At 54.2% G+C, this 15,408-nt stretch carries 10 protein-coding genes and 1 tRNA gene; 8 read left to right on the top strand and 3 right to left on the bottom strand.

Features of this window, described 5'->3' with window-relative positions; all coding sequences use genetic code 11:
* The 6 genes from DWZ82_RS09960 to DWZ82_RS09985 all read left to right on the top strand — a co-directional run.
* Positions 1–1,728, top strand: a 1,728-nt coding sequence (locus tag DWZ82_RS09960; protein ID WP_199667460.1) for a lysozyme inhibitor LprI family protein, incomplete at its 5' end; no start/stop codon positions are given.
* Positions 1,729–1,812: 84 nt separating this feature from the next.
* Positions 1,813–3,342 carry a zinc ribbon domain-containing protein gene (locus DWZ82_RS09965; protein ID WP_118480547.1) on the top strand — a complete coding sequence of 510 codons (1,530 nt, stop codon included), beginning with the start codon at positions 1,813–1,815 and terminating at the stop codon, positions 3,340–3,342.
* 193 nt (positions 3,343–3,535) lie between these two features.
* The gene (locus DWZ82_RS09970) at positions 3,536–4,786 is read left to right on the top strand and encodes a hypothetical protein (RefSeq protein ID WP_118480549.1); all 1,251 of its coding nucleotides are present in this window, start codon (positions 3,536–3,538) and stop codon (positions 4,784–4,786) included.
* Between the two features lie 222 nt (positions 4,787–5,008).
* Entirely contained in the window at positions 5,009–5,521 is a 513-nt protein-coding gene (locus DWZ82_RS09975) for a hypothetical protein (protein ID WP_118480551.1), read from the top strand.
* 75 nt (positions 5,522–5,596) lie between these two features.
* Positions 5,597–6,286 carry a stalk domain-containing protein gene (locus tag DWZ82_RS15165; RefSeq protein ID WP_158575179.1) on the top strand — a complete coding sequence of 230 codons (690 nt, stop codon included), beginning with the start codon at positions 5,597–5,599 and terminating at the stop codon, positions 6,284–6,286.
* 29 nt (positions 6,287–6,315) lie between these two features.
* A complete protein-coding gene (locus DWZ82_RS09985) occupies positions 6,316–6,882 on the top strand; it encodes a zinc ribbon domain-containing protein (RefSeq protein WP_118480553.1) in 567 nt (188 codons plus the stop codon).
* Between the two features lie 482 nt (positions 6,883–7,364).
* Here DWZ82_RS09985 and DWZ82_RS09990 read toward each other — a convergent pair.
* Positions 7,365–7,441 (bottom strand) — tRNA-Arg (locus DWZ82_RS09990).
* A 223-nt stretch (positions 7,442–7,664) separates the two neighbouring features.
* Positions 7,665–9,032, bottom strand: a complete 1,368-nt coding sequence (locus DWZ82_RS09995; RefSeq protein WP_118480555.1) for a TrpB-like pyridoxal phosphate-dependent enzyme — start codon at positions 9,030–9,032, stop codon at positions 7,665–7,667.
* A 548-nt stretch (positions 9,033–9,580) separates the two neighbouring features.
* Between DWZ82_RS09995 and DWZ82_RS10000 the strand changes: the two genes are divergently transcribed.
* Together DWZ82_RS10000 and DWZ82_RS10005 are read left to right on the top strand one after the other, a co-directional pair.
* Positions 9,581–10,549: a leucine-rich repeat protein gene (locus tag DWZ82_RS10000; protein WP_118480557.1), complete on the top strand. Its 969-nt coding sequence runs from the start codon at positions 9,581–9,583 to the stop codon at positions 10,547–10,549.
* A gap of 82 nt (positions 10,550–10,631) precedes the next feature.
* The gene (locus DWZ82_RS10005; RefSeq protein WP_118480559.1) at positions 10,632–11,918 is read left to right on the top strand and encodes a vWA domain-containing protein; all 1,287 of its coding nucleotides are present in this window, start codon (positions 10,632–10,634) and stop codon (positions 11,916–11,918) included.
* A gap of 255 nt (positions 11,919–12,173) precedes the next feature.
* On the opposite strand, the gene DWZ82_RS10010 is transcribed toward DWZ82_RS10005, so the two are convergent.
* Positions 12,174–15,350, bottom strand: coding sequence for an ATP-binding protein (locus DWZ82_RS10010; RefSeq protein ID WP_118480561.1), 3,177 nt, complete (start codon positions 15,348–15,350; stop codon positions 12,174–12,176).
* Positions 15,351–15,408: the final 58 nt, after the last annotated feature.

Genomic DNA, 15,408 nt, shown 5'->3' on the forward strand with positions numbered 1-15,408 from the left:
ACGGTCAGCACGGTAAAGAGCCGTCTCAAATACGGCAAGGCCAAGATCGAAGAGCAGGTCACCGCGATGGAGAAGAAGGGCATCAAGCTGTACTCCACCTCGATTCCGATGCTGCTGGCATGTCTGCGCGGATTGCTTGCGCAGCGCGGCGGCTTGTCAGCGGCAGAGGCTGGCGGTCTGCTCGTCAAAGTGCGTGCAGCGGTCAGCGCGGCAGCTGCTGCGGCTTCGGCTAGCTCGTCCGCCGCCGCGCATACCGCGGCACACTCTGCGGCCACAAAGGCCGGAACAGCAGCGGCTGCAAAGGCAAGCTCAAGTGCGGTCGGCGTGAAGATCGTCGCGGGCCTGCTCGTTGCGGCAATGGCTGCAGGCGGCGCAGTTGCAGTGCCGAAGATGGCCCATCAGGTGCAGGAAAAGCAGGTCGAGCAGCAGACGCAGTCCGCAGAAGAACTGGCTGCCGTACAGGCGGATTATGATCAGAATACGGCGTATCTCAATGTCATTTCCGAGCTGCAGGAGCAGTTTGGCGAGCGTACGGACATCTCACGAAATGCGTATTCCGGTCTGCTGACCGCAAAGTTGGTTGATTTTGATGGTGACGGTGAGGATGAACTGTTCTGTATTTATAATGATGGCTCTATCAGAAACAGCGTGGGAAATACCGATGGTGTCAATATCGGCAGCTGGTTTTCTGTGTACAGCTGGGATGGTGAACGCGCAAATCGTGTAACATGGGGACCTCTGTATCACAATAAGACCTACCGCGTTTCGTGGCACGCCACCTATACACTGCCGACCGGTGGGTGCTACCTATATAAAAAGGAAGGCGACCCGAAGACTTATCTCTGCTGGCCAATCGTAAGCACGTACGAGATTGATGAAAAGAATGATAGCAATCGAACGGTAATGGGCATCTCGGATTGGATGCGGGAATATACCATTGAGGACGGAGAGTGGAAGGCGGTTTCGGATATCTCGGCAACGAGAGACCTGAATACCGGTGCGATAACGAGTGTAGGTTTCGGAACTGCTGCCGAGGGCGATGAACATTGGACCCCGCAGGAGGCCGAGGAGGAGCTTTCGGCCATTCGGCGTGACGGCGAATACTTCCGTTCGACCTTCTTCCATGACGGTACAGACTATTCGCTGTCGGGCGAGGATGCGTACATTTTCCAAGCAGCGAAGAAAATTCCGTATTATCCGCAGACACCGGCGAACGGCTTTGAGCCGCCGGAGACACCGGATGCGCTCATTCAGTCGCTGCAGGCGCAGGCTGAGACGGATAAACAGCAGCTGGGCGACTCGTTCCGTGAATACACCGAACCGGCGAAAACACCTGAGCAGCTGAAGGCAACCGCAGAGGACGCCATCAACGAGGGCCTGGAGTGGGATAATGTATATTACTACGAACTAGGTTCTGCGACGAACTCGCAGGTGGGCATGAACTATGCAGCAGGCAGAACAGATTACTGGTGGCAGCACACTTGTTTGGTGCTGATGGACTGTCTCAAACAAGCCCTGTCGGCGAACGAGTACAGTGCGTTGGAGCAGGAGCAGCAGGCATGGGAAAAGCAGGCCGAGCAGCAGGCCGAGGCCGCAGGAATGGAGGCCGCAGGCGGTTCAGCACAGAAAATGCTGATCTGGGATAAGTCCGGCGAACTCTACCAAGAGCGTGCCATGCAGCTAAAGGACAAGCTGGCGCAGGTCTTAGGCATGACGATCGAGAGTTAAAGCACATATGCCCATTGACTATAACCCGAAACCCAATTATAATTTAACTATCGACATAATTTGACATCACAAGGGGAAAAACATATGTTTTGCGAAAAATGCGGACACAAAATAGCAGAAGGCGAAGTATTCTGCAGCAACTGCGGTGCACAGGTTGTGCAGCAGGAGCCGGAACCGCCGGTGCAGGAGGTTCCGGTACAGCAGCCACTGACCGAGGACGGCATGTGCCGTCAGATTATCGGCAGCAACAGCGACTACTATCTGGAACAGTTCGTGGATATCCAGGCGGGCGGCAAAGGACGCATCAACTGGGCGTCCTTCTTCCTGACGCTGTACCATGCGGCGTACCGCGGCGTGTGGGTGAACTGGCTCAAGGCGATGGCCGGGCCGATTATCCTGTTTGTGGTCTGTGTGCTCGTATCCGGATTCATTTGGGGCAGTCAGCTGCTTGTGGCGGCGGTGCTGTTGGCGGTCGCGCTCGGTGCGAGCATCTGGGGACTGGTAAGCAGCATTCTGTTTGCGGTGCGCTTTAACCGTGTATACTTTGATCATGTGCAGGAGAAAATCGAGCAGAACAATCTTAAGCCGGACTGTTCGGGCGGCCGTGTGGCACTGTCTGTGCTGGCATATATCGTTGCTGCGGCGATTTTCGGCGGAGCCGTTCGTGCCTCGTGGGCAAGCGGGTTCCTGATCGGTCTGGCGCAGTTGTTCGGAAATGAAAGTGCGTGGACAGATACCCTTCCGGAAGACGACATGGACGCAGAAGAAGAATTGCCGGAAGAGACTGCCGAACCTGTCAATGTGGCCGACTACGCCGGCTACTGGATGGTAGACAGGTACAACAGCGAAGTGGAAACTTTCATCGGCTTTGAGCTGGTGGGCGACGAAACCGCCTTTGGCATGACCGCGAATGCATCGTGGGATAACAGTAAGTACATCACCACCATCGATAAGCTGTCGCTGACGCTGAACGATGACAACACGCAGGCCACCGGTGCCTACAAGGACAGCCACGGCAACAGCGGTGACGTGACCGTGGACTTTGAGGACGGCGATGTCTATCTCACCATTACGGCGGCAGGCGGCGACCACGGCATGGCCATGACGCGCGAGCACTGCACCAAGGACCCGTTCGGCGCATCGCGCGAGTACAAGGTTGCACAACAGGAAACCCAGCCGCAGGCTAACACGCAGACTCAGCAGCAGACGCAGACCCAGGCTCCGGCGCAGACCCAGCCGCAGCAGGCAGCACAGCCGGTTACGGTGGCTGACCCGTCTGACACGCTGTACAGCTACGTTTACGGCCTGAATGACGCCATTAACGCGGGCACCTTCTCCTATGTTGCATCGACGCTGCTACACGGCAGTTCGGCTTACAAGGAGCAGCAGGCGCTTGTCAGCAAGCTGTACAAGCAGGGCATCAAGGAGAACGTCATTTCGGTTGAAGTAAGCAGCCAGAAAACCAGCGGCAACACCGCTACCGTTGTCTCCAAGGAACTGATTGGCGTTACTTATAAGGACGGCAGCTACAAGGAGATTCCGCAGAGCTACGCATACCATATGCAGTTGCAGTCGGACGGTACATGGCTCATCGACACCATGACCGAGCAGTAATTCCCTGATTGCAAACCAGACAGCCATCGAAGCAATTCGGTGGCTGTCTTTTTTCTCGGAAAAATTTTTCGCAAAAATCGAAAATCCTAAATCCTTTTGAAAATCCCGTTCCTCTTATATCTATGAAGGGAGAAAACAGGCATTCTGCCAAAATACAAACATTACCAATCGGCACAAGAAAGAAGGTAAAACCATGAATGAAGACTACAACAGCAATAATTGCACGCCCAATCCGCAGTACCCGTATCCGGCGTACCAACCGAAGAAAAACCACACCATACCCATCCTTATCTTGATAGCGTGCGTCGCAGCAGCAGTCATTTTCGCAATCAGGTTACTTCCTAGTGAAAACAGTATTGATATGAGTAACTATGTGACGGTAACCTACAGTGGTGATAACGGCACAGGTACTGTAGATGTGGAGTTTGACTACGACTACTTCTGTCTGAGCCTTTTGCCGGACGATGTGAGCACACAGCTGTCTGGTTCGCTGGAGGCGATAGATTATGCCAGTCAGACGGGCGACAGCAGCTACGATGTAGTCCAGTCTCTGCAGTACACGGTGGAGCCGGACAGCGGCCTGTCCAACGGCGACACGGTGACGATCAATTTCACGATGAACGAGGATGCGCTCAAACAGACGCACCGCAAGCTGAAAAGCACCAAGCTGACCTACACAGTTGAAGGACTGCTGAGCGAGGGCGAAATCGACATATTCAAGAATCTTCATGTTACATTCACCGGTATCGAGCCGAGAGGCGAGGCAAGTGTCCAAGGGGATTTTCATGATGATGTTCTCAGCAATATTGAGTATGTACTGGATAAGGACAGCGGTCTGTCCAACGGCGATACTGTTACCGTGTCGGTCAGCGATGAGAGCGTGAACGCCATTATCGCGCAGACCGGCCGCACACCGATAGCAACATCCAAGACTTTTGAGGTGAGCGGACTGGAGAAACTCGTTACTAAGCTGGACCAGATCGACGATGAAACGCTGGCTGCTATGCAGTCGAACGCTGAGCGCGTTATCCAAAAGTATGGTATCTACGATGATTACAAGAAGCCGGAAGAGCGGCTGGCCGGTCTCGAGTATGTCGGCAGCTACCTGAAATATGCCAAGCCGGACGAGAAAGACTTGTATCCGATGAGTGAGTACACTATGGTGTACCGCCTGACATACGAGAACAGTCTTGGCGGTTCAAACTCCAAGTTTGACTATTACATGCGAGCAGGATACTACAATTTGAGCATCGACGAGGAAGGGCAGATTGACGTTGATCTGGATCAGATATTTTGGAACAGCTACAATCTCCGGTTCGATTTCAGTCTGGATGACCCGAACGGTCACGGCTATTCGCTGGAGGGGTATCAAACCCTGCAGGATGTGATAGACGCGATCACGGAAAAGAGCGATGGCTATGAATTGGTGACCGATATCAAGTAACGCATAAAGCAGTAACGCAATATTCCGCTTCCAAAGACAGCCTCCGAAGTGCTTCAGAGGCTGTCTTTTTTGCCCTCAAAAAAATTTCTGAAAATTTTCGACTTTTTTGAAAATCTTAAATCTTTTCCGAAATCCATCCCTCTTATATCTATGAAGGGAGGAAACAGGCGTTCCGCTGACACACACACATCAACTGATAACACAAGAAAGAGGGCAAAAACCATGAATGAAAACTACAACACCAACAATTACGCACCCAATCCGCAGTACCCGTACCCGGCGTACCAGAAGAAGAAAAACTACACGGTACCCATTCTGATTGTAATTATATGCATTGCAGTGGCAGCAATTTTCCTAATGATGTCACTTTCTGGTGGAAAGAGTATTGACATGGAGGACTATGTTACGGTAAGCTATAATGGTACAGAGGGCAACGGCACGGCCACAGTAGATGTTGACTACGACGGCATGTGCGAGCAGCTGCTGACCAAGGAACGTCGCCAGCAGATGGAATACATTACCGGTTCGCAAGACGTTATCAAGTCCGCGGCAAAGTACATGGACGGCAGCTGGGAACTGATTCAGGCGATGAACTACACCGTCGAGCCGGACAGCGGCCTTTCCAACGGCGATAAAGTCACCGTAACCTTTACGGCGGATAAGGATACGCTCAGCGACCTCGGCGTGAAGATGAAGCACCCGACGCTCACCTTTACCGTAAGCGGCCTGTCCTAATCAGGAAAAAATTAACGAAAGTCTGTACAAACAAGTCATAAACGGGTAAAACCCGTAAAATTAGGAGGAAAAACGATGAAAAAGACCATGATGAATAACATTTTCAAGCGCTTTGCGGCACTGGCACTCTGCACCGGCATGGTTACCGGCACGGCACTTGCGGCAAATACGGTTTACAAGAATATCCGCGTGCAGTACTGCGGCATCAAGCTGGTCGTGAACGGCGCACCTGTTACTCCGAAGGATGCAAACGGCAGCACCGTTGAGCCGTTTATCTATAATGGCACCACCTACCTGCCGGTACGCGCAGTGGGCAATGCACTCGGTCAGGACGTTTCGTGGAACGGCAACACCAAGACCGTTTATATTGGTATGAATGAGAGCGATACCGCAGCGAAGAAACTCCAGCCGTATGAGATGAGTTCCATGCATATGATTGAACAGGGCAATGAGACCATTATCATGATGGGAAAAAATTATACACAGGGGTTGTATACCGACGGTTGGCGAGATAACTATGCACTGTATAATCTTGATGGCAATTATAAGTCTGTTGAAATGGACATTGGTTATCGAGATGATAAGGGCGGCAGTCCTGCATCTTTAAATTTCTATGTAGATGGCGATTTGGTTGATACTTATTCGTTGGAAAAGGATATGCAGACTCAGCGCATCAAGGTAGAGTTGAATCGCGGTCTGCAGCTGAAAATTGAGAAGGCAGGTTACGGTGAATATGCTTTCACCAACATTACCTTTAATAAGTAATAAATACAGAAACAGGGGGGTAAACCAATATGAAAAACTGTCCCAAGTGCGGTGCACCGGTAAACGACACCGCCAAGTTCTGTCCGGTGTGCGGCGGCGCATGCTCTGCGCCTGAGCAGGCGCAGCAGAACACGCAGGAGTTTGCGCAGCAGGAACAGCCGAAGCAGCAGAGCCAGCAGCAGTATCAGCAGGCTTCGCAGCAGCAGACCTATCAGCAGCCGCAGTATCAGGCACCGCAGCCGTCGTACGACCCATATGACCACACGGCTGAGTTCACAACCAAGGATATTTCGGAAAACAAGGTCATTGCCATGCTTTGCTACCTGATGGGTACGTTCGGCGTTGTTCTCGCGCTGCTCGGCAGCCATAATTCGCCGTATGCGGCATTCCATGTACGTCAGACGCTTAAGTTCAGCGTTATGAATATTCTGCTCGGCATTGTGGCGCTGCTGCTGTGCTTCACCGTTATCGTGCCGATCCTGTGCGCTGTACTGGCACTTGTGCTGCTGATCGTCCGCATTATCTGCTTCTTCTCCATCTGCAACGGCAAGGCGAAGGAGCCGCCGATTATCCGTTCGTTCGGCTTCCTGCGTTAATGACACAGAAAGCGTCCGTTCCTCGTGTGAACCGCTCCCTGGTCAAGTAGACAGACGAAAAAACAAAAAGTTTTCTCCAGGACCTCATCTCAGAGGTCCTGGTTTTCTTTTATGCAGCATCCAGCAAGCTGCGGTAATTCATAATCTTCGTAAGCCAGGTGTTTACCTTTTCGTGGTCTGTGATATGATTGAGATAGTCCATAGCGATTGCCTCTTTCTGTGTTGGATTTTTGTCGCAAATTGATTCTAATACAGGGGCCATCGCTGTGGACCTTTTATTTGACTAAATGCGCAACCTCATTTTACAACGCGCGGTTTTTAATAAAAGAGAGATAGAACAAAAGCCTCAGACGGTAAAATGTCTGAGGCTTTTGCTATGTCCGCATGGACGGTAAATAGACGGTAAAAATTTTTTTCTGCAATTTTAATTTGTACAGAAAATAAGAAAAACCGGTCATTTCAAACGAAATAACCGGTTGATCTGGTACGCCAGAAGGGATTCGAACCCCCGACCTTTTGGTTCGTAGCCAAACACTCTATCCAGCTGAGCTACTGGCGCATACACGATCTATTTTCTTTTGCTGTCGGCGTTTCACTTTGTCGCTCTCGCTGACTGCCTTATTATAATATCACGGGTGGGCCCTGATGTCAACAATTATTTTCAGATTTTTTGAAAGTTTTTTCGGAAACCTGTTTTCGGCAAAACAAAGCCGCCTGTGGGGGAACAGGCGGCTATATACAGCAGAGAAGTTGGAGGTCTGCCATATACCTTATATTGCGTTTTATTCCTGCGGCGGAATGGTATCGAAGCCGACCTGCAGTTCTTCATCGGTGGGAACGTGGTTGCGCATGGTGCCGTTATGATATGCCTCGTATGCTGCCATATCAAAGTAGCCGGTACCGGTCAGACCGAACAGAATGGTCTTAGCTTCGCCGGTCTCCTTGCACTTGAGTGCTTCGTCGATTGCGGCGCGGATGGCGTGGCTGGATTCCGGAGCTGGAAGAATGGTCTCTACCTTGGCGAACTGAACTGCCGCGTCGAATACGTCGGTCTGCTTGACGGAAACCGCCTCCATATAACCGTCGTGGTACAGCTTGGAGAGGATCGGACTCATGCCGTGGTAGCGCAGTCCGCCTGCGTGGTTGGGCGCGGGCATGAAGCCGTTGCCGAGCGTGTACATGCGGGCCAGCGGTGTAACGTGGCCGGTATCGCAGAAATCGTAAACGTACTTGCCGCGCGTGAAGGACGGGCAGGACGCAGGCTCAACCGCAATGATGCGCGGGTCAGCCTTGCCGAGCAGCTTATCCTGCATGAACGGGGAGATCAGGCCGCCGAGGTTGGAGCCGCCGCCGGCACAGCCGATCACGATATCCGGATACTCGTCGAGCATCTCCATAGCCTGCTTGCTCTCCAGACCGATGATGGACTGGTGCAGCAGCACCTGATTGAGCACGGAGCCGAGTACATAGCGGTAGCCCTCGTGTGTAGTAGCCACTTCAACGGCCTCAGAAATCGCACAGCCGAGCGAGCCGCCGGTGGTCGGATCGTGTGCCAGAATAGCGCGGCCTGCCTCGGTCGTATTGGACGGAGACGGCGTTACATTCGCGTCAAAGGTTTGCATGATAGCCTTGCGGAACGGCTTCTGCTCGTAGGAGACCTTAACCATGAATACCTTCAAATCCAGTCCGAAATATGCGCATGCCTCGGAGAGTGCAGTACCCCACTGACCAGCACCGGTCTCGGTGGTAAGGCCCTTGAGGCCCTGTTCCTTGGCGTAGTACGCCTGTGCGATCGCGGAATTCAGCTTGTGGCTGCCCGAGGTGTTGTTGCCCTCAAACTTGTAGTAGATCTTAGCCGGGGTGTCCAGCGCCTTCTCCAGATTGTACGCGCGGCACAGCGGAGACGGACGGTACAGCTTATACATATCGAGCACCGGCTCGGGAATATCAATGTAGCGGGTGTCGTTGTCCAACTCCTGGTGCGCCAGCTTTTGGCAGAAGATGGGGTACAGCGCTTGTTCCGGCAGCGGCTGGTGCGTACCCGGATGAATCAGCGGGTCCGGCTTTTCCTTCATGTCCGCCCGCAGGTTGTACCACTGCTTGGGCATCTGGTCTTCGGTCAAATAAAGTCTGTGGGGGATCTTAGCCATGGTGATTGCTCCTTTGCAAATTTCAGATAGAGCGGAGAGATGGTGAATATCTTCATTCGTCACTCTCCACTCTGTTTTACAAAATAAAAAACTCCTGTCCCAGATTTCTCTTGGGACAGGAGCGAATACGCTCTTGCGGTACCACCCAGATTGACGCAAACTGCGTCCACTCTGCTCACACATCAAACAATGCGCGCTCCCCTGATAACGGGTGGAGTCCCCGTCGCAGTTACTTGGCCCAGCCGTTCGCCTTGCCCTGCTGAAGTCCATTCACACGGTCCTTGCCTGCCGCAATCACACCGCCTGCGGCTCTCTTGGAGGTTCGGTCTCCCTGCTACTCGTCTTCGTCATTGGTTTGTGTTGGTTTACTTGGTATGGTCACAGTATATTCGCAAAACGGAGGATTGTCAAGTGTAATTTGCGAAAAATAATATATTATTTATGATATAAATTCTTATCATGAGAATGAAGGCCACAGTATCGTCTTTTTCTGCATACTGTGCTATAATGGGTAACAGAATGAGAATTTATCGAGGGAGCGAGTGCAAATGCGCGTGATCGAGGGGGAAAACGAACTGCGGCTGACCTGTTCGCGGAGTGCGAGCGGCGGCATTGCGCTTTTGCGGTGCGAAACGCAGGACGATATTGTGCGTCTGCCGGACGAGATCGACGGCGTGCCCGTCACCGAGGTCGGCGCGTATGTACTCAGCGAGCGGGCCCCCGATCTGACAGGCAGGGACACGTTCGCTGTCCGTATTACCTGCGGCGGCACGGAGCCGAAGCACAATGCAGCGGCTATCCGCACGGTTACGCTCCCGAAGGATGCAAAAAGTGTTGGCAGTTATGCATTTTATAACTGCCGAAACCTTGAACGCATTGAACTGACTGATTCGGTGAGTGAATTCGGCGGCGGTGCCCTGATGAACTGCATGAGCCTGCGTGAAGTCATCCTGCACGCCGCGCCTTTCGCGCCGACCTGCCTGCCCAGGCTGCTCGGCGAGTACGCCGGAGAACTCGATGTGCGGTTTGATGAGCACGCGCGGCTGCTGTTTCCCGAGTACGTCGAGGAGCTGGAGGACCTCAGTCCGGCGCATATTTTTCAGCGGCGCATTCACGGTGCAGGCTACAGCTACCGTCAGTGCTTTGACGGCGGTGTGCTGAATTTTCGGCAATATGATGCTGCCCTGAGCGAACTGCTCGAGCGGCACGATTTTGCGGTCGCGGCACGCGTTGCCGTGCGGCGGCTTGCCGTACCGTTTGTGCTCTCGGATGCCGCAAAAGCGGAGTATCTTACGGTTTTGCGCGCACACGGCGGAAATTTGGCGCAGTCCTGCGCCAAGGCAGGCGAGACCGCTGCCTTGACTTTCCTGCTGTCGCTCGGTGTGCTCTCTGCCGCCGATGTGGATGCCGCGTGCACGTCTGCCCGCGAAGCAGAGCAGACGGCAGCGCTGTCCGTTCTGCTGTCAGCCGCCGGCAAAACGCAGTCCAAGGGACGCGCCAAATCGTTTGAATTATAATATAAATAATATAAAGTTATCAATAAATCCGCAGGGCAGGGTGCCCTACGATGCAAGATGAACCTGTGAGGTGATGTTTTCTATGTCGCAGTTCTCCCGTTGGACTTCTATCGGACGCGAAATCCTGTTTTCCGCCCGCACCGAACTGTACATGAACCTGCCGTTCCTCGATTCCGCGCTGGCGGCGCTGCCTGCGGCAGACGGTTACGATACACCCACGCTCGCTACCGACACGCGCGTGCTGTTTTTCAGCGGTGCCTGGCTGGCGCAGCAGTACGAGCGCTCCCGCGCGAACGTCAACCGCGCCTATCTGCACACGCTGTTCCACTGTCTGCTGCGCCATCCCGGAAAGACACGCGGACGCGATGCCGACCTGTGGGATCTTTCGTGCGATATTGCGGTCGAAAGCATGCTGGATTCGCTGGATTACCGCTGCCTGCAGGCGGAAAAGGTGTCGGTTCGGCGGCAGAATATCTACCGCGAACTGCGGGACGAGCTGCCGGTCCTGACGGCTGAGGCGGTCTATCGCCACTTTCGCCGCACGCGGCTGAATTCGTATGACTGTGCCACGCTCACGCGCGTGTTTGCGACAGACGAGCACACGCTGTGGTACAAGGAGGACGACGATCAGCAGGAGCGCCGCTGGCAGCAGCAGGCCGAGCGCACGCAGACCGCGATGGAGACGGTTTTCGCGAACAAGGCGGAAGGCGGTCAGGCTGTGCGGGAGCAGTTTGCCGTTTCCACCCGCAAAACGACTGATTTCCGCGCGTTCCTGCGCCGTTTTGCCGCTCTGCGGGAGGAGGTCTCGGTGGATGCGGATTCGTTCGACTACGGCTACTACGCCTACGGACTGCGTCATTTCGGAAATATGCCGCTGATCGAGCCGTTAGAAACGCGGGAGGTGCGGAAAATAGAGGATTTCGTCATTGCCATTGATACCTCGATGTCCACCTCCGGTGAACTCGTGCGCGCGTTCCTCAGCCGCACCTATGAGCTTTTGCAGGAGAACACCAGCTTTTTCCGGCATTTCAACCTGCGTATTCTGCAGTGCGACGATCAGCTGCGCTCGGACAAAAAGGTGACAAATGCGCGGGAACTTGCGGAATATATGGAGCATTTTGAACTGATCGGTCAGTCTGCGACCGATTTTCGTCCGGTTTTCGAGCACGTTGACCGCTTAAACGCCGAAGGCGCGTTCCGCCATCTGCGCGGCCTGCTGTACTTCACGGACGGACTCGGCATCTACCCGAAAAAGCGTCCAAAGTACGATGCGGCATTCGTCATGCTCGAAGGCGAAGCCTATCCGGATAAGGTGCCGTCCTGGGGAATTCGGGCGGTAATCAGCGAGGATGCGTTGGCCGTAGAATGAAAAAGGACGCTTTACGCGTCCTTTGAGGCTGTCGCGAAACTACAGTTTCGCCGACAAGCAGGAACGGACCGTGGGCCGTTCCAAAGTCGTCCGGAAGTTCCTATACAGAAACTTTCTCCCTCCAGAAGTTCAAAAAGGGTGATACATGCTCCCCCTTTTTGAGCATTTGCAGAGCAAATGCTATTTCATGCGCGCTGCCGCGCGAAATGCTGAAAAAATGCTGACTATATGACTTTTCGACAGACTGAGGACGCTTTACGCGTCCTTTTTTGCAGATCGGTTATTTTTCACCCATTCGGCGATTGTCTGCTTGACCTTCTTTATCTGCAGCGGCTTTGCCAGATGGGCATTCATGCCTGCGGCGAGGCACTTCTGTGCATCCTCGTAAAAGGCGTTTGCGGTCATGGCGATGATGGGCAGCGTTTTCGCGTCCGGTCGGTTGAGCGAGCGAATGGTCTTCGTAGCGTCAATGCCGTTCATCACAGGCATCATTATATCCATGAGAACCGCGTCGAAGGTGTCCGGCGGATTGTTCTGCACGATTTCCACAGCCTGTTTGCCGTCCGTGACGACGGTTACGGTTGCTCCCTCGTCGGTCAGCAGGATCTGTGCGATTTCGGCGTTGAGGGCATTGTCCTCGACGAGCAGCAGCCTGCAGCCTGCAATGCTGATATCCGGCGCGGCATGTGCGTCCGGTGTCTGCTCGGGAGACGGTGCAATTTCAAACGGCAGGGTGATCACGAAGGTGGAGCCGACGCCAAGCTGACTCGTGACCGCAATCGAGCCGCCCATCCGGTCGACAAGCTCCTTGGTGATGGTCATGCCGAGACCGGTGCCGTGATAATAGCTGCGCGCGTCCTGCTTTTCCTGCGTGAACGGTTCAAAAATATGGTCAACAAAGTCCGGACTCATGCCGATACCCGTATCCGAAATCGTCCAACGGTAGATGCATTTGCCGTCCTGTTCACCGAGCGAGTCCGTACGGGTGGTGATTTTACCGCCGGGACGGTTGTATTTGATGCAGTTGCTGTAAATATTGAGGAAAATCTGCCGCAGATGCAGCGGACTGCCGTAAATATACGGGTACGGAATGATGCATTTGTCCTTTTCGTACTCCCACTCAATGCCGGCTTCTTCAGCGCGGCCGACGATAATGGTAATGATATCGCGGGTCAGCTCCACCAGACTGATACGCTCATGCGTGAGGACTGTCGTGCCCTCCTCCAGTTTGCTCATCTGCAGCACATCGTTGATGAGCGACAGCAGGTGATTGGCGGAAATCTGCATTTTTTTGTGATTTTCCAGCAGCAGCGCCTTGTCATCAAAGTGGGTTTCGTCCACCTGCAGCAGACCGATAATGCCGTTGAGCGGTGTGCGGATATCGTGACTCATGCGTGAGAGAAATTCGGTTTTGGTGCGGTTCGCAATACGCATTTCATCGAAGGCGGCCTGCAGACGGGCGTTCTCCTGCTCGTCGCGGGCGTGCATCTGCGAGGTATCCTGCAGCAGGATAATCGCCGTGACCATCGGCATTTCGGCATTGATTTCCGGATCAAACACGGTAGTCTGCGTCATCAGCACGGTTTTCTGTACCCAGCGGATAGCGCCGTCATCCTCCTGCACGCAGTACTCCACCGTGATGTGTTTTTCACCGGCGGCAAAGCGCTTGAGCAGACGGGCACTGGTATCTGCCGTGCGGTAGCTGCCGAGTGTTGCCGGTGTGACGCGCTTGCGGTACTCATCGCAGTAGTCGCGGTAGGCGCAGGGAAGCGGGTAGTCGAGGAACAGCGCCCGGTCCGAATCACTCTTGCCGGCAGGTGAAATGTTGCGCTCGAGGGTGTCGCGCGTGAGGTTTACCGTGTAGATTGTGCCTGCCATATCGAGCAGCGCGTCCACATAGCTGTCGTTCTCAAGGATAGACTGCTTTAGCTGCTCGTAGTACAGCGTCAGCTGCTCCTTCGGGTCGATGGCTTGGTCGGCGTTCAGCCGAATGGTCTCGAATGCGAGGATGAAATGATGCAGCCTGCCGTTTCTGTCCCAGTCAATCGGAAGAACGGTCAAACGGCTGTAGCGGCTTTCCTCGGCCGCGTTGTACTGCAGTTCGAGGGTATCCTCTGCGCTGTGCAGGCTGCGCTGCAGTACGTCAAGCTGCAGCGCAGAACGGACGCGGCTGCGCTCGCTTTTAGCAGCCTGTTCCTCGGCAATCTGCTCAACAGCGCCGGTGTAGCTGCCGTCCGATGCCAGAAAAAAGCTCTCGCACGCGCGGATGGTGCGGTAGGTGTCCAGACGCGCATCGCAGTACAGGCAGTCGGAAAAGCTGCGGTGCAGGTGGTTGACCTGCTTCAACAGCTGAAAATCCAGCCGCTTTTCGGCGGCGGCTTCCTCGCGCTTGACGTGGTTTTTGTTGATGTACATGTTTTTGTCCGCAAGGTCAAACAGATCGCGCATATTGCTGTCCGGATTGTCCGATGCAAGCGCAAAGCCGACTGCATAGCTGAGCGGTGTATCCGGATGCTGTCGGGACTCCTCGGCAAGCTGTTTACGGACATGGGAGAGCAATTTCTGCAGCGCATCGGCATCCAGTCCGTGCGTTACCGCGAGAAACTCATCGCCGCCTGCACGGCCGACAAAATGCTCCTCGGGCATGGCCGCACGCAGCGCGACCGCAAACCGCCGGATGTATGCGTCACCGGTCTCATGGCCCATGCTGTTGTTGATGCGGCGCAGATTATTCAGGTCAAAGCTGCACACACCGGTTTCGGGTGCAGGCGGCGTCGGATCGTCGAGCAGCTCCTCGCACCTGTTCTTGTTGGGGAGACCGGTCGCGGCATCCAGATAGACCTTATGCTGCAGAGCGCGGTTCATCGTAGCCGTGCGCAGCGCCTGAAACAGCTGGTAGCCGATCAGCAGCATGAGCACGACGATATCCGCTGTGATGTACTTCTCCAGAATGGAAAGCGAGGTTGCCTTGCGCTGTGAGTACGCCTCTGCCAGACCGGTCGCGTCATTGCAGATGCCGAAAAAGGTTTCGCTTATGGGAATGATGTCCGTGTTATTTGACCCGACTGCGCGCACGCGGCCTATCTCCTGCTTGAGTGCTTGAAAATAGTCGTCCAGCTCCTGCATTTTGCTTTGGAAGGCATCATTGTTCAGCCGCACGAGGTTGAGCTCGTCGCTGCCGAAGCGCAGTCCGTCGATAAACGCGTCAATATCTGCGAGCATGCCGTCCTGCGGCTGACCGGAGATTTCCAGCTTGACGATACGCTGGATCATGCCGCGCACGAGTCCGGCGTAGTTGATGATACGCGCGGTGCCCTGAATACCGGCAACGAGGTTCATCATCCAGACAATCAATATAGCCAGCACGACTGCCAGCGCGCCAATGGCGGCGTTGACGATGCCGGTGCTTTTCTTTTTGGGGTTGCCAGCCATGTGCAATGACCTCCTTGCAGGCTGTCGAATTTTGTCGAACAAATTAGACGGGTGAGAA

It is taken from the genome of Butyricicoccus sp. AF35-5AC, from assembly GCF_003477715.1.
GTDB classification, from domain to species: Bacteria; Bacillota; Clostridia; order Oscillospirales; family Butyricicoccaceae; genus Agathobaculum; species Agathobaculum butyriciproducens.

Coding starts and splice junctions, on each gene's coding strand:
- DWZ82_RS09965 (WP_118480547.1), top strand. CDS start 1,813: ATGTTTTGCGAAAAATGCGGACACAAAATAGCAGAAGGCGAAGTATTC.
- DWZ82_RS09970 (WP_118480549.1), top strand. CDS start 3,536: ATGAATGAAGACTACAACAGCAATAATTGCACGCCCAATCCGCAGTAC.
- DWZ82_RS09975 (WP_118480551.1), top strand. CDS start 5,009: ATGAATGAAAACTACAACACCAACAATTACGCACCCAATCCGCAGTAC.
- DWZ82_RS15165 (WP_158575179.1), top strand. CDS start 5,597: ATGAAAAAGACCATGATGAATAACATTTTCAAGCGCTTTGCGGCACTG.
- DWZ82_RS09985 (WP_118480553.1), top strand. CDS start 6,316: ATGAAAAACTGTCCCAAGTGCGGTGCACCGGTAAACGACACCGCCAAG.
- DWZ82_RS09995 (WP_118480555.1), bottom strand. CDS start 9,032: ATGGCTAAGATCCCCCACAGACTTTATTTGACCGAAGACCAGATGCCC.
- DWZ82_RS10000 (WP_118480557.1), top strand. CDS start 9,581: ATGCGCGTGATCGAGGGGGAAAACGAACTGCGGCTGACCTGTTCGCGG.
- DWZ82_RS10005 (WP_118480559.1), top strand. CDS start 10,632: ATGTCGCAGTTCTCCCGTTGGACTTCTATCGGACGCGAAATCCTGTTT.
- DWZ82_RS10010 (WP_118480561.1), bottom strand. CDS start 15,350: ATGGCTGGCAACCCCAAAAAGAAAAGCACCGGCATCGTCAACGCCGCC.